Here is a 19,554-nt window from a genome sequence, read left to right as displayed (position 1 = left end):
CGCGGAGGAGGACAATGGTCGTCATGACCGATACGGACCGCCAGACCGCCGCCAGCTTCACCCCCGACCCCGCCGCCGCACCGACGCCGCGCGCGACGGCGAACCGGTCGACGACCCCCGCTTCCGACCGCTTCCGCGATTTCATCGCCTCCGGCTGGGCCGAGCGCGCCGAGACCCTGCCCGAGCCGCGCGAGCAGGCCGCGTTCGCAGCCCAGCGCCGCGCCCGCCTCTCGGCGCTGCACACCGGCGTCCGCGTCATCGTCCCCGCGGGGCGTCTGAAGCAGCGCGCGAACGACACCGACTACCCGTTCCGCGCGCACTCGGCCTTCACCTGGCTCACCGGCTGGGGCGCCGACTCCGAGCCGGGCGCCGTGCTCGTGCTCGAGCCGGGCGAGTCCGGCCACACTGCGACGCTGTACTTCCGCGAGCGGGCCGGCCGCGACTCCGACGAGTTCTACGCCAACCCCGAGATCGGCGAGTTCTGGATCGGACCCCGGCCCTCGCTGGCGCAGGTGTCGAGCGATCTCGGTCTCGAGGCCCGCGGCATCGACGACCTGGACGCCGTGCTCGACGCCGGTGGCGTGCCCGTCGCGCTGCTGCGCGAGGCCGACCCGCTGGTCGCCGCCCGCGTGCCGGCCCACGACCGCGACGGCGCCCTCGAGCGCGACCTCTCCGAGCTGCGCCTGGTCAAGGACGAGTACGAGATCGCCGAGCTCCGCGCCGCCGTCGCCGCGACCGCGCGGGGTTTCGAGGACGTCCTCTCCGATCTGCCCCGCATCACCGCCCACGAGCGCGGCGAGCGCCTGATCGAGGGCGTCTTCAACGGCCGGGCGCGGGCCGACGGCAACGCGGTCGGCTACGACACGATCGCCGCCGCCGGAACGCACGCGTGCATCCTGCACTGGACTCGCAACGACGGACCCGTGCGGCCCGGCGACCTGGTGCTGCTCGACGCGGGAGTCGAGCAGGAGAGCTACTACACCGCCGACATCACCCGCACCTTCCCTGTCGACGGCCACTACAGCGAGGCGCAGCGCCGGGTGCACGAGACGGTGCGGGAGGCGGCCGATGCCGCGTTCGCGATCGTCCGGCCCGGCATCCGGTTCCGCGAGGTGCACGCCGCCGCGATGGCGGTCATCGCGCGCCGCACCGCGGAGTGGGGTCTGCTGCCCGTCAGCGCCGAGGAGGCTCTGGAGACCGACAACCAGCAGCACCGCCGCTACATGGTGCACGGCACCAGCCACCACCTCGGGCTCGACGTGCACGACTGCGCGAAGGCGCGCCGCGAGATGTACATCGACGGCGTGATCGAGGAGGGCATGGTCTTCACGATCGAGCCCGGCCTCTACTTCCAGCCCGACGACCTCACCGTGCCCGAGGAGCTGCGCGGGATCGGCGTCCGGATCGAGGACGACGTGCTCGTGACGGCCGACGGCGCCGAGAACCTCTCGGCCGGCATCCCCCGCTCGGCCGACGCCATCGAGGAGTGGATGGCGCGCCTGGGCGGCTGACCCGGTCCGGGCCGCGGCGCTCAGGCCGCGAGGGCGGCGGGCGCGAACGCTCCGTGCACCGTCGCCTCGGCGAGCCCGTCGAGGAGCGTGGCGAGCTGACCGCCCGGCGCGGCGGGATCCTCCGGGTGCCACTGCACTCCCAGGATCGGCGCGGAGCGGTGCTCGATCGCCTCGACGACACCGTCGTCCGCCACGGCGGCCACCCGCAGACCGGGGGCGAGCACATCGACGGCCTGGTGGTGTGCGCTCTGGACGGCGATCAGATCGGCCCCGAAGAGGTCGCCGAGGACGGTGGCCGGCGCGAGCGCGACGTCGTGGCGGTGCATCCGCTCGTGCGCCGGCGCGGCCGCGTTCACGTGCGGGGCGTCCGGCCCGAGATCGGGGACGAGGGTGCCGCCGAGGGCGACGTTGACGACCTGGAGTCCGCGGCAGATGCCGAGCAGCGGAGTGCGCCGGGCGAACGCGCGGTGCACCAGTGCGATCTGAGCGGCATCGGCGCGCTCGGCGTGCGGCCCCTCTCCCGGGTAACCGCGCGTGGCACCGTAGTGCTCGGGGGCGATGTCCTCGCCGCCCGCCAGCACGATCGCGTCCGCGCCGGCCGTCCGCGCCAGGAGCTCCGCGGTGCCGAGGTCCTCCGCGGCGAAGCGCTCCGCCTCCCAGCCGAGGTCGCGGGCGACGGCGAGCAGACGGCCGTTCAGGATCTGCACATAGGCGTGGTACTCGTCGCGACCGGGTCGCACACGGGCGACCTCCACGATGGCGAGTGTCCTGGGCATGCGTCCCATCCTGCGGCGCTCGCCCGGCACCGTCGACTCGAGGCGACACGGTCTGTAACACGCGGCCCGTACGATCGCGGGATGACCTCGCCGCCCCCGTCCCTCCCGGAGCGGCTGCAGCGCCTCCGAGCCGACGTCTCCGTCCTCGCCGGCACCTCCTCCGAGCGAACGGTGCGCCCTCTGCGCGAGGCGGTGGACGCGGTGGCCAGGGGTGGGCCGGCCGATCTGCTCGACGCCGTCGAGGGGCTGACGGCCCTGCTCGCGCGTGCCGAGGGCCAGCTCAGCCGGCTCGAGCGCTCGGTCAGGGACGACCTCGACCGCGCGGCGACCCTCTCGACCGTCCGGACGTCGGCCCAGCTCGCCTCGGCCGCCGATGTCGCGACGGCGGGCGCGGCCGCCAGCGCGCTCCTGCTCGACGCCGACGAGGCCAGAGCGGCAGCCGCGCTGCACGATCCTGCGGCGGCGCTCACGCTGCTCCTCGAGGCCGACGCCGTGCTCGACACCGTCGTCACCGGCTACCGCGAGCCCCGCGCGCAGGCCGAGCGCCAGCTCCTGCTCTTCGAGGCCTCCCGGACCGCCGCCCGACTCGGCGCCGACGCCGCAGCACTCCTCGGCCGGATCCACGGCGACCGCGTCACCGCGGCGCCGCGCATCCTCGCGGAGGAGACGGTCGACCGCCTCGACAGCCTGGCGCGACTCGCCGCCACCGACCCCGCGACGGCGCTCGAGCAGGCGCGCGAGGCCGTCGACCGGGGTCGCTCGGCTCTCGACGAGACGCTCGTCGACCTGGACGCCGTCGGCTGAGCGGCGACGGCCGGACGGGGGCTGCCGCTCACCGCGGCGCGCGGATCGTGCGTGCCATAGTGAGTCCCATGGCGTCCTTCCTCGTTGTCCCGCAGTGGCAGGGGTCCGCGTCGACGCGGGCCATGCGTCTCGTCGACGGAGCCGAGGCGATCCGCGGCGATCTGCCCTCCTCCGCCACGATCGTCGTCGATGTGCCCGCCGAGGCGGGTGACGCCCAGGACACCGGCATCCGCCGCTACGCCTCCGTCGCCACGACCGCCGAGCGGATGCGCGAGGCGCTCCTCGGCCGCACCGGCCCCGTCGTCACCATCGGAGGCGACTGCGGCGTCTCCTTCGCGGCGGTAGGTCACGCGGTCCGCACGAGCGCACAGCCCGTCGCCCTGGTCTGGTTCGATGCGCATCCCGATGCGAACACCCCCGCGTCCTCGCCGAGCGGCGCCTTCTCGGGCATGGTGCTGTCGGCAGCCCTCGGGCACGGCGTCGGACTGCTCAGCGCCGCCGCCGACGAGCGCGTGCCCGCCGAGCGCGTCGTGCTCGCCGGCATCCGCTCGAGCGATCCGGGCGAGCTCGAGGGCCTGCTCGAGAGCGGCGCTCGGCATCTCCCGGTCGACGAGCTCGATCCGGAGTCGCTCGTGGCGGCCGTCGAGGCCACCGGCGCGGGCTCCGTGTACGTGCACATCGACCTCGACGTGCTCGACCCCGCCGACATCGCGGGGCTCTTCGATCCGGTGCCGTTCGGGGTGCCCGCCGCACGTCTGATCGCCTCACTGGAAGCGCTGCGAGCGCGCTTCCCGCTCGCGGGTGCCGCCGTCACCTCGTTCGCACCCGCCTCCCCCGCCGCGGCGGTCGACGACCTGTCCACGATCCTCCGGATCGTCGGCGCGCTGACTCGCGGGGCCTGAGCGACCCCCGTCAATCCCCGGCCGTCGCCGCCCGCGTGTCGGTGGCGCACGGCAGGATGGACGAACGCGACCCGAGCGGAGGAACGATGACTGCGACTGAGCCTCGTGTGCGCACCGAGCGCCGCGGCCACGTCCTCGAGATCGTGCTCGACCGCCCCGGGAAGCGCAATGCCGCCGACATCGCGATGCTGAGCGCTCTCGCCGCCGCCTACGGCGACCTGGACCGCGACCCGGAGCTCCGCGTGGGCGTCGTGCTGGCCTCGGGCGAGCACTTCACCGCCGGGCTCGACCTCGCCGACATCGGCCCGCGCATCGGTGCGGGGGGCCTCGACTTCGTGCTCGAGGGCGGTCTCGATCCGTGGGGGCTGCGGACCCGACCGGTCTCGAAGCCCGTCGTGATCGGCGTCCACGGCATCTGTCTCACGCTCGGCATCGAGCTGGCGCTCGCGAGCGACGTGGTCGTCGCTGCGGAGTCGACCCGCTTCGGCCAGATCGAGGTGTCCCGCGGCATCCTGCCGTTCGGCGGCGCCTCCCTGCGCTTCCCGCGCGCGGCGGGCTGGGGCGATGCGATGCGCTGGATCCTCACGGGCGACACCTTCGATGCTGTCGAGGCGCACCGCATCGGGCTCGTGCAGGAGGTCGTGCCCGACGGCACCGTCGCGGAGGCCGCGCACGCCCTCGCCGCCCGGATCGCCGCCCAGGCGCCGCTCGCGGTGCAGGCGGCACTGGCGAACGCCCGTCTCGCCGTCTCCTCCGGTGACACGGCGGCGTCGGCCGCCCTGCCCGCCGAGCTCGCGCGCCTCGCGTCGTCCGACGACGCCCGGATCGGCATGGAGGCGTTCCTCGCCCGCGAGACCGCGGAGTTCACCGGCCGATGAGCGACGAGACCGTGATCCGCGCACCCGAGAACCGCTCCGTCTACGACGCCCAGCGCGAGCGCGCGGCGCAGCAGCTCGAGATCCGCCTCCGCTACGGCGACCAGGTCTGGGAGCTGCGCGAGGTCGACCACTTCGCCGTCTTCCTCGGCCGCGGCAGAGCGCGCCGGGCTGCGCGCACCCTCGTCGCCTCCGGCTACGAGATCGCGATCTCGAGGCTCCGGCTCCGCCACGTGCTGGTGGCCAGCCACCACGCGGCCGTCGACGAGGAGGCGACCAGCGCGTTCCTCCGCCAGGTCGTCGACGCGGTCGAGCGCGAGGGCGGGCGCTACGACGGCTGGCGGGCCGAGATCGTCCCCGCGCACTGATGCGCGAGCGGCAGACACCCAGCGGGGCGCTCGACGCGCCCGCGACGAAGCGGGAGAGACCATGAGCACCGAGAACACCAGCACCGCCTCCGCGGACGAGTTCGACCTGATCGTCATCGGAGCCGGTCCCGTCGGCGAGAACATCGCCGACCGGGCCGTCCAGGGCGGACTGACCGCCGCGGTCGTCGAGAGCGAGCTCGTCGGCGGCGAGTGCTCCTACTGGGCCTGCATGCCCTCGAAGGCGCTGCTGCGCGCGCCGATGGCGCTCCGGGCCGCTCGCGACCTCCCGGGGGCGGCGCAGGCCGTGACCGGCGGCGTCGACGTGGCGGCCCTGCTGGCGCACCGCGACTCCGTCACGAGCAACTGGGACGACCACGGGCAGGTCCAGTGGCTCGACGGGGCGGGCATCGAGCTCGTCCGCGGGCACGGCCGACTGAGCGGCGAGCGCGAGGTCAGCGTGACCGCGCCCGACGGATCCGTCCGGGTCCTGCACGCGCGTGCAGCGGTCGCTGTCGCGACCGGCACCACCGCCGTCGTCCCCGACGTCCCGGGCCTGCGCGACGCGGCTCCGTGGACGAGCCGGGAGGCCACCAGCGCCGAGTCGGTGCCCGCTCGCCTCATCGTCGTCGGAGGAGGCGTCGTCGCCTGCGAGATGGCCACGGCCTACGCCGGCCTCGGCTCCTCCGTGACCCTGCTCGCCCGCAGCGGACTGCTCGCCCCGTTCGAGCCGTTCGCCGGTGAGCTCGTCGGCGACTCCCTCCGCGCGCTCGGCGTCGATCTGCGGATCGGCGCCTCCCCCGCCTCCGTCGAGCGCCGCGCCGACGGCACCGTCGCGGTCACGCTCGAGGGCGGAGAGAGTCTCGAGGCCGACGAGATCCTGGCGGCCACCGGTCGCGCCCCGCACACCCGCGACATCGGGCTCGAGACGGTGGGACTGGAGCCCGGGTCCTCGCTCGACGTCGACGACACGATGCTCGTGCTCGGCGCCGATGGCCGGCCCGTCGGTTCGGGCGCTCCCTGGCTCTACGGAGTCGGCGACGTCAACCACCGGGCCCTTCTCACGCACCAGGGCAAGTACCAGGCGCGCGCCGCTGGCGACGTGATCGTCGCCCGCAGCACCGGCGCGACCGTGCACGACTCCCCCTGGGGTGCCCACGTGGCGACCGCCGACCACGAGGCCGTGCCTCAGGTCGTCTTCACCGACCCCGAGGTCGCCTCCGTCGGCCTCACCGCGGCCGCCGCCGAGAAGGCCGGCTACCGCACCCGCGTCGTCGACTACGAGATCGGCTCGGTCGCGGGCGCCTCCCTCACCGCCGTCGGCTACACGGGCACCGCTCGGATGGTCGTCGACGAGGAGCGCTCGGTGGTGCTCGGGGTGACGTTCGTCGGCAAGGAGGTCGGCGAGCTCGTCCACTCGGCCACGATCGCGGTCGTCGGCGAGGTGCCGCTCTCGCGGCTCTGGCACGCGGTGCCGTCGTACCCGACGATCAGCGAGGTCTGGCTCCGGCTGCTCGAGACCTACGGGCGCGACAGCGCGTGAGCCTCCTGCAGTCGGTCCCGCTGCGCCGCGCCGTCGCCAGGGTCGCCCTCGACCCGGCGATCACGCGACCCGGCTACCTCTTCGCCTGCGCGGTGGGGCTCGCCTGGGGTGCGCTCTGGAGCACGGGGCGCGTCGAGCGCCGGAACGGACTCGTCGTCTTCACGGGGATGCCCTCGTGGTCGTTCGGCCGAGGCGGATCCTGCGTGGGCACGAGCTACTACACCGACGACAACGCGTCGGACCGCGTCCTCGAGCACGAGGCCGTGCACAAGCAGCAGTGGAAGCGATTCGGGATGTGGTTCCCGTTCGCCTACTTCGTGGCGGGCCGCGATCCGCTGCGCAATCGATTCGAGATCGAAGCCGGTCTCGAGAAGGGCGGATACCTCCGTGGTCGCTGACATGAAGGGGCGCGTCGTCGTGCTCACCGGAGCGAGCTCCGGCATCGGCAAGGTCGCGGCGGCCGAGCTCGCCTCGGCGGGCGCCGCGGTCGCCGTCGTCGGGCGGAACGCGGAGCGCACCCGTGCGGTCGCGTCCGCCGTCGGGGGTGAGCCGTTCCTCGCCGACTTCGACCGGCTCGACGACGTGCGCTCGCTCGCCGACGCACTGCTGTCCCGGTACGACGGCATCGACGTGCTCGCCAACAACGCGGGCGGCCTCGTGTCGCAGCGCGGCGAGACCGCAGACGGCTACGAGCGCACGATCCAGAGCAACCACCTCGCGCCGTTCCTGCTGACGCGGCTCCTGCTCCCCCGCCTCATCGAGACCGGCCGCGAGCGTCCGGGCGCGCGCGTCGTGTCGACGGCGAGTCTCGCGAACCGGTTCGGGCACCTGAGGCTCGACGACCTCGACCGCAGGAGGGGCCCATGGCTCGGCGGTTGGCGCGCCTACGGCACGTCGAAGCTCGCGACGATCCTGTTCATCCGCGAGCTCGCGGAGCGACTGCTCCCGACCGCGGTGGACGCGTACTCCTTCCACCCGGGGGTCGTCTCGACCGGCTTCGGGGGCGACTCGCGCCTGATGAAGCTCGCGACGAGCATGTCGTCGGGCTCGTTCGGCATCTCGGCCGAGGCCGGCGCCGTTCCGCTGATCACCCTGATCTCGGAGCCGGACGTCGGCGCCGCGAGTGGCACCTACTTCGATGGCCTCACGCCCGGAGGCGCCCTCGCCGCCCAGGCCCGCGACCGGCAGCTGGGCCGCGACCTCTGGACCCTCTCGAGCCGCTTGGTCGGCGTCCCGCCCACCCTCTGACCCGCCACCGGGGTCTCCTCACACCCCTGCTCGGAGGTGCCCGTCATCGCGGGTCTCCGCGCGCTCAGCTGCAAAGCGGAGGAGGGCGTGATACCGGAGGTACCGCAACCGACGACAACGCCGCAGATGGCCGTGCGGAGGCCCGCACCGTCATCGCGGGTCTCCGCGCGGTCAGCTGCAAGGCGGAGGAGGGCGCGATACCGGAGGTATCGCAACCGACGACAACGCCGCAGATGGCCGTGCGGAGACCCGCGACCTCAGTTCGCTTCGGAGCGACCTGTGCGCCAGTAGCCCATGAACGCGACGCGCCGGCGGTCGAGGCCGAGCTCGGTCACGAGGCAGCGGCGGATCAGCTTGATCGCGCCGGCCTCGCCGGCGATCCACGCGTAGAGGCCCGGGTCCTTGCTCTCCTCCGGGACCTCCCAGAGGATCTCGCTGTCGACGTCGACATCGGAGACCTCGACGCCGCGGTGGTGCGCCGTCAGGAACCGGGTCGCCCACGTGCGGACGGAGGAGCCGAGCGCGGCGCCGGGAGCCGCTCCCGACGATCGGACCAGCCAGGTGACGCTCACGCCGGCGGGGTGGCGCAGCGCGAGCCGGTCCTCGGCGGTCGGCACCTCGAGGAACGCCGCGCCGGTCGCATCCTCGGCGAGGCTCTCGAGAATCGCGCTGATGGCGGGGACGGCTGTCTCGTCTCCGGCCAGGAGCAGCGTGGTCGCCGCCCCGGGATGCCACTCGACGCCACCGCCGGCGATCTCGGAGCGCGAGTCGGGCGCGATGATGACGACGCGCGCCCCCGGCGCCGCCGACTCGACCCAGGCCGAGGCGGGCCCGGTGTCGCCGTGCGCCACGAAGTCGACGTCGACCTCGGCCGCCTCGGGGCGCGTCGCCCTGATCGTGTAGGTCCGGAGCGGGTTGCGCTGCTCGTCGGGCAGGTCGCGCCAGCGGGTGTACCAGTCGGGTGCGAGGCCGTCGGGGCCGGCCGGATCGGCGACGGAGCCCATGAAGTCCTCGGCACTCGACGTCGCTGTCGGGACGACGAGCTTGATCCGCTGGTCGGGGCCGGTGCAGCCGACTGCGGCGAGCTCGTCGCCGGTCAGCGTCACGCGGATGAAGTGCGGCGCGATCCTGGTCGCGCGGGCGACGGTGGCGAGGAACGGCCGGTAGGCCGGGCGGGCGGGGGCGTCGGTCGTCGGAGGCATCGCCTCAGTATCGCACGAGAGGTAAGGCTTACCTAAATCGCCGGATCCACGAGGGCGGGATCAGAGCGAGCGCGTCGCGTGCTCGGCCGACACGCGCAGACGCACCTCGACATCGAACGCGAGCTCGGCGACGAGCGGTCCGGCACCGCCGATCCACGCGCAGAAGTCGTGACGGTCGTCGGCCCAGGGATAGTCGCGATCGACCACCGACATCTCGCCGACCCAGGCGCGGACCGCTCGGTCGAGCGCTTCGCCGCGGCCGCAGAGCGCACCAGTACCGGGCGCACCCGATCGCGTCGACCGGCCGAGCCAGGTCACGCAGACGCGCCCCGGCGCGGCGAGCGGCGGGAGTCCGCGGGCGTCGTCGACCTCGATGAAGACCTGGCCGCGGGCGTTCGCCGGGAGATCGTCGAGGATGCTCTGGATCCACGGGACGACGGTCTCGTCGCCGGCGATCAGGAACTGCTTGGCGTCGACCGACGGCGCCGCCACGGCGTCCGTCTCGCGTCCCTCGAACATGCACATTTGTAGGTAAGTATAGGCATGCCTAACCTCAGCGACAACGGCCGGAGGCTGACCATCCACCGGGTGTCGCAGCGCAGGGTGTCACCACTGCGGCGGATGCCTCCGCTGCCAGCGCGCCCGCCGCTCGAGCTGCGCGCCGATCGACAGCAGCACCGCTTCGCCGCCCGGCCGCCCGATCAGCTGGACGCCCATCGGCAGGCCGCCCTCGGTGACGCTCAGCGGGAGGGCGATCGCCGGCAGCCCGCTCACGTTCACGAAGGACGTGTAGGGCGTGTACTGCACCTGCTGCGCGAAGTTGCGCTCCGGATCCTCCGCGTCGTACCAGCCGACGGGGCGCGGAGTCATGGTCATCGACGGCGTGAGCACCGCGTCGAATCCCGAGAAGGCGGCGATCACGGCGCGCTCGTACGCCGACAGCACGCCCGCGGCCTCCATGATCGCGCGGGCGGAGCGGCGGCGCCCCTCCGTCACGAGCCATCGCGTGAGCGCCTCGAGGAGGTCGAGGTCGTCCCCCTCGACGGGCAGCGTGGCGGCACCGCTCTGCCACAGGGTGCGGAACGCGTCGGGATAGGCGGCGCTCGGAGGCAGCGATGCCTCCTCGAGGCCGTGACCGAGCGCGTCCAGCGCAGCGATGCCCTCCTCGAGCGCCGCGCGAGCCTCCGGTGCGAGACCGATCTCGTGGGTGTCGTCCCACGGTGACTGTGTGAGGACACCGATCTGGAACCGCCCCTCCCCGCGCACCGCGGCACCGAGGAACGAGCCGTCCCCGTCGCCCGGCGCCGACAGCGCGTACCGGGAGGGGATCACGCCGTTCCGGCGCTCCAGCAGCCCCTCGAGCAGCAGCCCCGCGTCCGCGACCGAGCGCGCGATCGGTCCGGCCACCGTGAGCCCGCCGACTCCACCGACTCCGGAGAGAGCGGGCACCCGGCCGCGCGACGGCTTCAACCCAACGAGTCCGCAGGCCGCGGCCGGGATGCGGATCGACCCGCCCCCGTCGGAGGCCGGCGCGAACGGGAGCAGGCCCGCGGCCACGGCGACCGCCGCGCCTCCGCTGGACCCGCCCGCCCCGAGCCGGGTGTCGTAGGGCGTGACCGCCGGCGGCCCGACCAGGCTCTCGGTGTACGACGGCATGCCGAACTCCGGCGCCGCCGTCTTGCCCAGGCTGACCGCCCCCGCGGCGTCGAGCGCGTCGACGATCTCATCGGAGGCGTCCGGCACGAAGTCCGCGCGCAGTCGCGATCCGAAGGTGGTGCGCACCCCCGCGCGGCGCCAGAGGTCCTTATCACCGCTCGGCAGTCCCCAGAGCGCCGCAGTGCACGGCAGAGCACCGGAGGCGAGCGACGCCGCCCGCTCGCGCGCCGCCTCGGCCGTCACGGTCGTGAAGGCACCCAACTCGCCGTTCAGACGCTCGATGCGGGCGAGGTAGTGCTCGGTGAGCTCGAGCGGGGTGACCTCGCCGCGCTGCAGCCAGTCCCACTGCTCCTGAGCGCTGAGGTGATGGAGTTCGAACATGACGACGACCCTATTCCGCGGCTTCTGGAAGCCCGCGGAACAGGGTCGTCGTGGTGGTGCTACGCGGCGCGGCTGCCGGACTCGCGAGCGCTCTCGTCGAGACCGAACCGGCTCCCGGAAGCCACGAACGTGTCGCGGTCGACTCGTGCACCGGTGGCGATGACCGCGGAGTCGCCGATCCTCGAGTAGCTGCCGATCCGCGCGCCGGGGCCGACGATCGCCTCGGGCCCGACGTGCACGTTCGCGCCGATGAAGGCGCTGTGCCCGATCATGGCGTCGCGATCGATCCAGCTGCCTGCGCCGATCCAGGCGCGCTCGCCGACGTTCGCCCCGGGCTCGACGTACGCGCCCGTCTCGACGTAGGCGGTGGCCGCCACTCGCGATCCGGGCGCGACCATGCCGCGGCCGTTGGCGTGCCGGCGGTACACGATCTCCTCGTCGCCGCCGCGTGATCCCCGTGCCTTGCTGATGCCTGTTCCTGCCATATGCCTCGTGCTCCTCCGAGCGGTCCTGTGGACGGAGCTCCGAAGCCCCGGCCCGTCACACGAGATAACAGCGAGAACTGCTCAGGCATTCCCCGGACGGGGGCCGCGGCCAGGCCTCTCAACGGAGCAGGAGATCGTCCTCAGGCCCGATGCGCAATACCTCGAGACAGCAGCCGACGACGGCATCGATGCACGCCTGCGTGCCGCCGACGATGGTGCTGTCGTAGTCGACCTCGGTCACCACGAACCAGGAGCGGTCCTCTGGCCACCAGACCGCGGGAGTTCGCTCGCCAGGGAATCCCAGCACATCGTCGACGGCCCCGTGGAAGAGGGCTAGATCTCTCAGCGACCATGCGAAAATCGCCGCCTCTCGAGGAGCCACGGCGTCGGCCCAGCCCTCCCAGAGTCCGAACCAGCACGAGTCAGGAGCCGTCGTCTGCGCCTCGAGAACGGCGGAGAGGCGTCGCGCGTCGTCCGGGAGAAGGAAGCCGACGCGCGGAGCCAGTCCAGATGGCTCTCCCTCCGACGACACGTCGATGTGATCCCACTGCACTGTCGGCGATAGAGGGATGCCCGCACGAGCCGCGAGAGACGACCATGTGTCCGGAGGAACGGAGTGCAGCACCCGCGCATACGCGGGGTACTTCGCGGGTATGAGACCACCGACCGTGAGACGCGTGTCGGTCGACCCTCGAGTCACCCATTCAGATGGCCCGACGTCGGACCAGGGTTCCAGCATTCATCGACCTCCCTCAGCGGTTGCAGTGATCTGGTAGTACACCGCCCCATCACTCGCCGTCGAATCGGCGCTGTCGACAGACGACCTCTTCGAGCAGTCGACGGCCCTCGTGGCACCGCCGCCCTCCATGTTCTGGCCCGGGGAGGGTAGCCCGAAGGGAAGGTCACTGTTCCAGAGCCGACTCCCCAGTAGGTGCCGTTCTTGCAAGGCTTGGCGGCGTTTGACGAGACGTAGAAGTCGTTGTACTTCTGTTTCCAGCCATTCGCGGACTGAGTACCACGAAGACCGGTTGACGAGTGGATCGAGTCGACCCCATTTGTGCATTTGATGTCGGACGGGACATTGATCGTGCCGCCGACATGAGACGAGTTGTGCGGATACTGCACTTTCACCGTGCAGGTGATAACACGACCGCCTGGGCCGCTCGCCGCTTCTGCTGGAGGGGCAACCGCTAAGTGAAAGCCAACGCGGCGAAGGTCGCCCCGATCAGTCGCATCTTCATTGACAGCGCCATCATCGTCTCCAGTCGTGAGGAAGTGTTCGCTGCCAGGTTTCCCGAGAACCTCTTTGGTGAGCAATCCTCTTTTCTGGTGACAGGGCCGCCCTCAGCGCTCCTCGACGCGGTCGGCGAGGGCGGTGACGACGGCGCGGAACCGCTCCGGCGCCGCGCGGATCCGCCTCCGCGCGAGGACACCCGCGAGAGCGGACGACGCCGCCGACGCCACGATCTCGAACTCGACCCGCGAGCCCTCCTCGTCGGGCAGGACGCGCCACTGCTCGAGCCCGACGACCGGAAGCCGGCGCTCGAGCGAGTCGCCGGCGGGCACCCAGGCGCCGTCGTCGTCCGCGACGACCTCAGCAAGCGCCGCGAGGACGGCCCCCGGCTCGGCGTGGAGGATCGAGGCGAGGGCGAGGAGGCTCTGCATCGCGGCAGTCTCGCACGCCGCGTCGTCAGGAGCGGGCGTCGAGCACCCGCCGCAGCCAGTCGAACGAGGCCTTCGGGACGCGATCGGCGCCGTGGCGCTCGAGCGCGACGAGTCCGTGCGGGCGGGTGTAGCCGTGCTGCCACTCGAACGCGTCCACCAGGGTCCACAGCTGCACCGCCTCGAGAGGCAGCCCCTCGTGGACGGCCTCGGCGAGCGCCCCGAGGTGCGCGCCGAGCCAGCGGATGCGCTCGGTGTCGACGATCGCGCCGTGGCGGTCGATGCTGTCGGGGTAGCTCGCTCCGAGTGCCGTGACGACCAGCGGAGGAAGGGAGTCGCCGTAGCGCTCGACCAGCCGTCGCAGCACGGCCACCGGCGCCCACGGGGCGGACGGTGAGCCGTCGCCGGTCCGGTCGAGCTCGGGCCAGGGCCGCTCGTGGAACGGCAGCGCGGGTGGCGCACCCACCCCGACCGGCGCGGCGGGATCGCGCCCGGCCGCAATGCGCTGCGGCGCGAGCGGCGCCACGGCGTAGAAGTCGAGCGGGGCGCGTATCCGCTCGAGGTCGCGCGGATCGACGCGCTCCAGCGCCTCGAGGAACGGCGGCAGCTCCCCCGGCCCCGCCGGATAGGCGCCCGTCAGCACGGCGTCGGCGACGAGCCTGTTGCGCAGGACGTCGGCCAGCGCGGCCCAGGCGCCGTCCTCCTCCGACTCGCTCGCGGGCTCGACCGGAGCGAGGGCGTCCACGAGGCCGATGCGCCCGGCGACCTCGGCGGCCCGGAGCGCCTCGACGGCGACTCCGTGACCGAGGAGCTGGTGGTGCAGCGCGGGCAGGGCGTTGAAGAGCCGCCCGGCGGCGGGAGCCTGCCTCGTGAGCGCATAGCCCTCGAGCATCACGGTCGACGGCTGATCGAGAGTGATCCAGTCGGCCACGCGGTCGCCGAGACGCGATCCGATCTCGAAGGCGACGTCGCCGAAGCGGAGAGCCGTGTCGCGGTTCATCCACCCGCCGCTGAGCGCCGAGGGCGTGTCGCGGTGGTGCAGGGTCAGCGCGACCCGGAGGCCCGCCTCGGCGAGAGCGTCGAGCACGCGGTCGTAGAAGCCCATGCCGCCGTTATCGATCGGGCCGCGCCCCTCGGGCTGGAGGCGCGGCCACGCGATCGAGAGCCGCAGCTCGTCGATGCCGAGGTCGACCATCAGGGCGAGGTCCTCGCGCCAGCGGAGGAAGAAGTCGGTCGCGATCTCGGGCGTCGCCTCCTCGGCGATCGTCCCGCGGCGCAGCGCGAAGTCATCCCACACCGAGCGTCCGCGCCCGCCGGTCTCGAGCGAGCCCTCGGTCTGGAAGGCGCTCTGCGCGAGCCCGATGCGCAGCCCCGCCGGCAGCAGCCGCCCGAGTTCGCGCGGGTCGTCGAAGCGCACGGCCTCGGCGCGCACCTGCTGCCGATCGCGCCCGCGTGCCTCGTCCTCGCGCATCTTCTCCTCCGAGCCTTAGTGGGATGGGTATATTGTCGCGGAAGCGCTCTCCCGACCCGACCACCACTCCTCCGCGCGGAGGAGCACCCCCCTTCCGTCGATGTACATCGTGCAACGACGGTGCGGCGCGCTTGACACTGCCCGTGCGCCCCCGTGCAATGGACGCAACGTGATAGCGAGCGTCGACGTGGCAGTGCCGGGGGGTTCATCGGGCGTCCCGATGGGTCGGCTCCGCCGATCCCGCAGGTCGGGTGTCCTCCTCGCGCTCGTCCTCGCCACCGTGGGCGCTGCGGCAGGCCTGATCGCCCCGTCCGCCCTGGCGGCCGCACCGCTCACGATCACCTCGCCCGCCTCGGGCACTCTCCTCCCGGGCCGCTCGATCACCGTGACCGGCACCGGGACGGCCGGCGACCAGATCCAGGTCGGCACTCAGGCGGGCGGCGACCCGGCCTGCATCGCGACGGTCGCGGCCGACGACACGTGGAGCTGCTCGTTCGAGCTCGCCGACGGCCGCTTCACCCTGACGGCCGTCGAGCTTCTCGCAGCGGGCGGGACGACCTCGACGAGCGTCGGCGTCGCCGTCCTCGGTCCGCCCGTGATCGAATCCGTCGACGGCTCGGCGACCTCCGCGGGCTCCGTCAGCGGAACGGCGTACCCCGGAGCCGGCGTCGCCGCGACCTCCGACGGCGGCGCCTCGTGCCTGGCCACCGCCGACTCCTCGGGCCGCTGGTTCTGCCAGCTCGCGCCGACTCCCGCAGCCGGGAGCTACCGCGTCACCGCGACGCAGACCGCCTCCTTCGCCGGTGGCGCGGTCTCACCGCCGAGTGCCGCGGTGACCCTCGTCGTCGACACCGTCGAACCCGACGCGCCCACCGTGACGTCTCCCGCAGCGGGCGCCGCGCTCCCCCTCACCGGCGCGGTGTACACGGGCACCGGAGTCGACGGCACGCGCGCCTTCGTCTACGTCGACCGGGTCAACACCTGCGACGCCGCGGTGACCGGCGGCGTCTGGACCTGCACCGGAGGCACCATCACGGCGGGCGCGCACCGCGTGTCTGCGATCGCCGGGGACGCTGCCGGCAACTACAGCTCGCCGAGCCCCTGGCTCGATGTCACCTTCGCGGCGACGACGAGCCCGACCCCGTCGGCGACCGCGCCGACTCCGAGTGCGAGCGCGACCGGTCCGGGAGCGAGTCCGTCGGGCTCTCCCGGCTCGTCGTCGCCGACTCCGCAGTCGACCACGCCGCGTCCCTCCGCCACCGCGACTCCGTCGCGACCCGGCCAGACCGCGCCGACGACCCCGCAGGGCAGTGCGCCACCCGGCGCGACCGAGGCACCCGCTCCCGGTGCGGCCCCGACGGACGGGCCTCCCGCCCCCGTCACCCCGCCGGACGGCGGATCGGCGCCCGGCGGCTGGAGCGCCGCGACGGGCATGACCACGGCGCTCTCCGCCGGCGCCCCGCTCGTGACGATGGCCGACTGGATGCGCTCGCTCGCTCTGGCGATCGCCTCCCTCGCCCTCGTGGTCGTTCCGGCCCGTCTCGCCGTCGCGGGCCGCGCGCCCCGAGCGCCGCGCACCTGGCGGCTCACCGGACGCAACCGCGCCCGCATCGAGTTCGAGGACCGGCCGGAGCGCGCCGCCCCCTCGCAGCGGACGATGGTGATCGGGATGATCGGCTGCGCGGCGGGCCTCGTGCTGCTGTCGGGACGCGTCGACGGGCAGCCCGCCTACCTCCGGCTCCTGATCGCCGTGATCATCGCCGTGGCTCTCGTGAACGCCGTCGCGGCCGGAGTGCCCGCCGTGCTGGGACGCCGCCTCGGCCTCCCCGGGATCGGTGTCGCCGCCTCGCCCCGGGCGCTGCTGCTCGTCGGAGGCGCCGCACTGCTCTCGCGCTTCGCCGGACTCGACCCCGCGTTCCTCTTCGGCGTCGTGATCGGGCTCCTGCTGCCCGAGGGCGCGTCCGCCATCGATCGCGCCAAGCTGGCGACCGCCCGCGTCGTGTCCCTCCTGGCACTCGGCGGACTCGCCTGGGGCGCCTCCGCCCTCGTGCCGGCCGACGGGACGTTCGTCGCCGTTCTCGGCGCGGAGGTGCTCAGCGCGACCACCCTGCTCGCCGTGGGTTCGAGCGTCGTCCTGCTCTTCCCGGTCGGGCGCCCAGCAGGTCAGAGCATCCTGCGCTGGTCGCCGGCCCTCTGGCTGGGGCTCACGCTGCTGTCGACGACCGTGCTCTTCCTCCTGCTGACCCCGACCATCACGGCGTGGTCGACCGACGGAGGCGCAGGGCCCTCGGTCCTCGCGGTCGTCGCCTTCGGGGCGGTCTGCACGTCGATCTGGGCGTGGCGCCGCTTCGTGGATCCGGAGTAGCGGCCGGCTCAGCCGATCGTGACCAGACGGCGCACGTCGTCGTCGGGCAGGACGTCGGCGACCGCGCTGACGACGAGCTCCCCCAGCGTCGCGATGCCGTCGTACACGCTCAGGAAGGCGGTGTCGGCCGCGTCGCGCCCTGTGGCGATCCGCACGAGACTCGGTCGCGGGGCGAGGGTGGTCGCGTCGACCACGTGCCACTCGCCGTCGACCCACGCCTCGGCGACCGCGTGGAAGTCCATCGGCGCGAGCCCGGGGGCGTAGACGGCGACGAGGCGCGCCGGGACATCGAGAGCGCGCAGCAGGGCGACGACGAGGTGCGCGAAGTCGCGGCAGACGCCACGGCGGGCGAGCAGGGTGCGCTCCGCTCCGTCCGTCGGCAGGCTCGAGCCCGTCACGTAGGCCAGTCGGGTGCCGACCCACGAGCTGACGGCGCCCAGGAGATCCTGCCCCGAGAGTCCCGAGAACTCGGCGCGGGCCGTCGCCGAGAGGATGTCGGACTCGGCGTAGCGGCTGGGGCGCAGGTAGCGCAGCCTGTCCACCTCCTCCCCGTCGAGGGGGCCGAGGCGCCCCTCGATGCTCGCGCTGTAGTCGACGACGAGCCGACCGCGCTCGGCCTCGAGCACGTGCAGCCGGGTGCCGTGCTGATCGAGGACCTCGCGCGGAGAGACCGGTCGATCGTCGACCGACATCGACAGCGTCTCGCGCGCACCGTACGCCGAGGCGACGGCGATCGAGAAGACGAGCATCGCGGGCTGCGCGACGTCGAGGGTGAGGTGGGCCGAGACTTCGCGCTTCATGATCGCTCTTCCTGGGATGAAGGGGTCGGGCGGTGCAGGACGAGCGGGCCCGGGCGCGTCAGGCGCCCTGCTCGCCCTTCGGCGGCGGGGTCGGCGCGGCGTCGGGCTCCTGGACGAGCTGGAGCCCGCCCGAGGAGTTCGCCGACACGGTGAGCAGGTCGATCCAGGTGCGGTTGATCGAGGGCACCCGCCCGCCGAAGTACTTGAAGTACAGCGGCACCGTCGGGTCCAGCCAGATGCTGGAGCGCCCGTCGCCGACCGCGGGGTCGTCGCGCCAGGAGAAGAAGAAGCTCTCGCGCCGCCGCAGCTTGTTGGCGATCACGATCTGGACGTGTGTGAGCGTTCGGTCGTCGAACTCGATCTCGACGCCCGAGGCGCCGTAGAGCAGCTTCCCCATGGAGGCCTCCTGCCGCCCGTCGCCGGGCGGTACGTGACGGTGCCCGCGGGCACGAAAGGAGGGTCGCACTCGGCGAGCGCGTCCCCCGGTGATCCGGCCGAACCGACCCCCGCGACCGAGGCGCAGGCGCTCCGAACGGGCGCGAGAACCGCCTGGTGACGACTCTAGGGGAGGTCGGCGGGCGGGGGTGGGGATTGACGGCTCCGGGACCGGGCGGTATCCGCCGACCGACCCGCCGAGCCCCCTCCCGCCGATGTCGGAGGTCGGACGTACGGTACCCGCATGATCGAATGCGGAAGCTGCGGAACCGACTCCCTCGTCCTCGACCGCTCCGGAGCGGGTGATGTCGACGACCTCGTCGTGCTGTGCGCCGACTGCGCACCGGGCGAGCTCACCGGCGTGATCGAGGCCGCGCTGCTGAGCACGCCGATGCTCGAGGCGGCGGTGCCCCTCGAGAAGAGCGCGCATGCCCGCGCCGCCTAGCGTCGACCGCTGCCCGACGCTCCGTCGCTGAGCGGGAGGGGTTCACCCGACCCCCAAAGGGACATTTGACGGTCGTTCGCTCGCGAGTGACGATGGCGGCATGTCCTCCCTCGACGAACTGCGCGCCACCGCGCATCCGCTCCGGCTCCGGCTGCTCTCGCTGGTCACCGGAGCCGCCCTCAGCGCTGCCGAGGCGGGTCGTGAGCTCGGATTCTCGCAGGCGACCGCGAGCTATCACCTGCGGGTCCTGGAGCGCGCCGGCCTCGTCCGTGTGGTCGAGACGGTGCGGGTGCGCGGCGGCGAGGCCAAGCGGTACCGGCACGAGACCTCCGCTCTCCCCTTCGACGTCGATCAGCCGCGCGGGGCGGTCTCGCGGGAGGACCACAGCGCCTACCTCGACGCACTGATCGAGGAGCTGAGGCGCCGCGCAGGACAGCGGATCGACGGCCCCCAGCTGTCCACGGACGCCGAGCTCTGGGTCGACCCCGAGACCTGGCGGCGAGTGGTCCGCCACGTCGGCGAGGCCTCCGCTCTGCTGCACGCCGCTGCGCGCACTCCGCGGACCCCTGGAACCGGACCGGTGTCGATGTCGGCCGTGCTGTTCCCCCTCCGGCGACCGTGACGCGGG

21 protein-coding genes are annotated in these 19,554 nt (G+C 73.2%); 11 read left to right on the top strand and 10 right to left on the bottom strand.

Going from position 1 to position 19,554, the window contains the following annotated elements; genetic code table 11:
- Positions 1 to 14 precede the first annotated feature (14 nt).
- On the top strand, positions 15 to 1,511 hold the full coding sequence (locus ASG06_RS11335; RefSeq protein ID WP_082499144.1) for an aminopeptidase P family protein: 1,497 nt from the start codon (positions 15 to 17) through the stop codon (positions 1,509 to 1,511).
- A 20-nt stretch (positions 1,512 to 1,531) separates the two neighbouring features.
- Here ASG06_RS11335 and ASG06_RS11330 read toward each other — a convergent pair whose 3' ends face one another.
- Entirely contained in the window at positions 1,532 to 2,287 is a 756-nt protein-coding gene (locus tag ASG06_RS11330) for a gamma-glutamyl-gamma-aminobutyrate hydrolase family protein (RefSeq protein WP_197409404.1), read from the bottom strand.
- 81 nt (positions 2,288 to 2,368) lie between these two features.
- Between ASG06_RS11330 and ASG06_RS11325 the strand changes: the two genes are divergently transcribed.
- From ASG06_RS11325 to ASG06_RS11295, 7 genes are all read left to right on the top strand, one after another.
- Positions 2,369 to 3,091, top strand: coding sequence for a hypothetical protein (locus tag ASG06_RS11325; protein ID WP_056042067.1), 723 nt, complete (start codon positions 2,369 to 2,371; stop codon positions 3,089 to 3,091).
- A 68-nt stretch (positions 3,092 to 3,159) separates the two neighbouring features.
- Positions 3,160 to 3,993, top strand: a complete 834-nt coding sequence (locus tag ASG06_RS11320; protein WP_056042065.1) for an arginase family protein — start codon at positions 3,160 to 3,162, stop codon at positions 3,991 to 3,993.
- Between the two features lie 86 nt (positions 3,994 to 4,079).
- Positions 4,080 to 4,871: a crotonase/enoyl-CoA hydratase family protein gene (locus tag ASG06_RS11315; protein WP_056042063.1), complete on the top strand. Its 792-nt coding sequence runs from the start codon at positions 4,080 to 4,082 to the stop codon at positions 4,869 to 4,871.
- On the top strand, positions 4,868 to 5,236 hold the full coding sequence (locus ASG06_RS11310; RefSeq protein WP_056042061.1) for a ribonuclease E inhibitor RraB: 369 nt from the start codon (positions 4,868 to 4,870) through the stop codon (positions 5,234 to 5,236). Before ASG06_RS11315 ends, ASG06_RS11310 begins: the two co-directional genes overlap by 4 nt.
- Positions 5,237 to 5,297: 61 nt before the next feature.
- Positions 5,298 to 6,776: a dihydrolipoyl dehydrogenase family protein gene (locus tag ASG06_RS11305; RefSeq protein WP_056042059.1), complete on the top strand. Its 1,479-nt coding sequence runs from the start codon at positions 5,298 to 5,300 to the stop codon at positions 6,774 to 6,776.
- A 5-nt stretch (positions 6,777 to 6,781) separates the two neighbouring features.
- A complete protein-coding gene (locus ASG06_RS11300) occupies positions 6,782 to 7,174 on the top strand; it encodes a Fe-S oxidoreductase (protein ID WP_231727714.1) in 393 nt (130 codons plus the stop codon).
- Entirely contained in the window at positions 7,164 to 8,024 is an 861-nt protein-coding gene (locus ASG06_RS11295) for an SDR family NAD(P)-dependent oxidoreductase (RefSeq protein WP_231727682.1), read from the top strand. The genes ASG06_RS11300 and ASG06_RS11295 overlap by 11 nt, the downstream gene beginning before the upstream one ends.
- A 257-nt stretch (positions 8,025 to 8,281) precedes the next feature.
- Here the strand turns inward: ASG06_RS11295 and ASG06_RS11290 are convergent, their stop codons facing one another.
- The 7 genes from ASG06_RS11290 to ASG06_RS11260 all read right to left on the bottom strand — a co-directional run bounded on the left by ASG06_RS11290 (position 8,282) and on the right by ASG06_RS11260 (position 14,881).
- Entirely contained in the window at positions 8,282 to 9,226 is a 945-nt protein-coding gene (locus ASG06_RS11290; RefSeq protein ID WP_056042055.1) for a siderophore-interacting protein, read from the bottom strand.
- Positions 9,227 to 9,286: 60 nt separating this feature from the next.
- The gene (locus tag ASG06_RS11285; protein WP_056042053.1) at positions 9,287 to 9,745 is read right to left on the bottom strand and encodes an SIP domain-containing protein; all 459 of its coding nucleotides are present in this window, start codon (positions 9,743 to 9,745) and stop codon (positions 9,287 to 9,289) included.
- A gap of 87 nt (positions 9,746 to 9,832) precedes the next feature.
- The gene (locus tag ASG06_RS11280) at positions 9,833 to 11,263 is read right to left on the bottom strand and encodes an amidase (protein WP_056042051.1); all 1,431 of its coding nucleotides are present in this window, start codon (positions 11,261 to 11,263) and stop codon (positions 9,833 to 9,835) included.
- Positions 11,264 to 11,322: 59 nt separating this feature from the next.
- The gene (locus ASG06_RS11275; protein ID WP_056042049.1) at positions 11,323 to 11,748 is read right to left on the bottom strand and encodes a hypothetical protein; all 426 of its coding nucleotides are present in this window, start codon (positions 11,746 to 11,748) and stop codon (positions 11,323 to 11,325) included.
- 118 nt (positions 11,749 to 11,866) lie between these two features.
- Positions 11,867 to 12,301: a hypothetical protein gene (locus ASG06_RS11270; protein ID WP_056042047.1), complete on the bottom strand. Its 435-nt coding sequence runs from the start codon at positions 12,299 to 12,301 to the stop codon at positions 11,867 to 11,869.
- Between the two features lie 791 nt (positions 12,302 to 13,092).
- Complete coding sequence (locus tag ASG06_RS11265) at positions 13,093 to 13,413, bottom strand: hypothetical protein (RefSeq protein WP_056042044.1); 321 nt, start codon at positions 13,411 to 13,413, stop codon at positions 13,093 to 13,095.
- Positions 13,414 to 13,438: 25 nt separating this feature from the next.
- Positions 13,439 to 14,881 carry a glycoside hydrolase family 1 protein gene (locus ASG06_RS11260; protein WP_056042042.1) on the bottom strand — a complete coding sequence of 481 codons (1,443 nt, stop codon included), beginning with the start codon at positions 14,879 to 14,881 and terminating at the stop codon, positions 13,439 to 13,441.
- A 220-nt stretch (positions 14,882 to 15,101) separates the two neighbouring features.
- On the opposite strand from ASG06_RS11260, the gene ASG06_RS11255 reads away from it, so the two are divergent.
- Positions 15,102 to 17,246 carry a hypothetical protein gene (locus tag ASG06_RS11255; protein ID WP_056042039.1) on the top strand — a complete coding sequence of 715 codons (2,145 nt, stop codon included), beginning with the start codon at positions 15,102 to 15,104 and terminating at the stop codon, positions 17,244 to 17,246.
- A gap of 8 nt (positions 17,247 to 17,254) precedes the next feature.
- Here the strand turns inward: ASG06_RS11255 and ASG06_RS11250 are convergent, their stop codons facing one another.
- On the bottom strand, positions 17,255 to 18,046 hold the full coding sequence (locus tag ASG06_RS11250) for a transglutaminase-like domain-containing protein (protein WP_056042038.1): 792 nt from the start codon (positions 18,044 to 18,046) through the stop codon (positions 17,255 to 17,257).
- A gap of 58 nt (positions 18,047 to 18,104) precedes the next feature.
- Entirely contained in the window at positions 18,105 to 18,443 is a 339-nt protein-coding gene (locus ASG06_RS11245; RefSeq protein ID WP_056042036.1) for a DUF7882 family protein, read from the bottom strand.
- Between the two features lie 282 nt (positions 18,444 to 18,725).
- On the opposite strand from ASG06_RS11245, the gene ASG06_RS11240 reads away from it, so the two are divergent.
- A complete protein-coding gene (locus ASG06_RS11240) occupies positions 18,726 to 18,926 on the top strand; it encodes a hypothetical protein (protein WP_056042033.1) in 201 nt (66 codons plus the stop codon).
- A gap of 100 nt (positions 18,927 to 19,026) precedes the next feature.
- Positions 19,027 to 19,548 carry a winged helix-turn-helix domain-containing protein gene (locus ASG06_RS11235; RefSeq protein ID WP_056042030.1) on the top strand — a complete coding sequence of 174 codons (522 nt, stop codon included), beginning with the start codon at positions 19,027 to 19,029 and terminating at the stop codon, positions 19,546 to 19,548.
- Positions 19,549 to 19,554: the final 6 nt, after the last annotated feature.

This window comes from Rathayibacter sp. Leaf185, assembly GCF_001423885.1.
In the GTDB taxonomy this organism is placed as follows: Bacteria; Actinomycetota; Actinomycetes; order Actinomycetales; family Microbacteriaceae; genus Rathayibacter.
The sequence above is the reverse complement of the archived record's forward strand: the minus strand, read 5'-3'. Positions and strand labels throughout refer to the sequence as shown.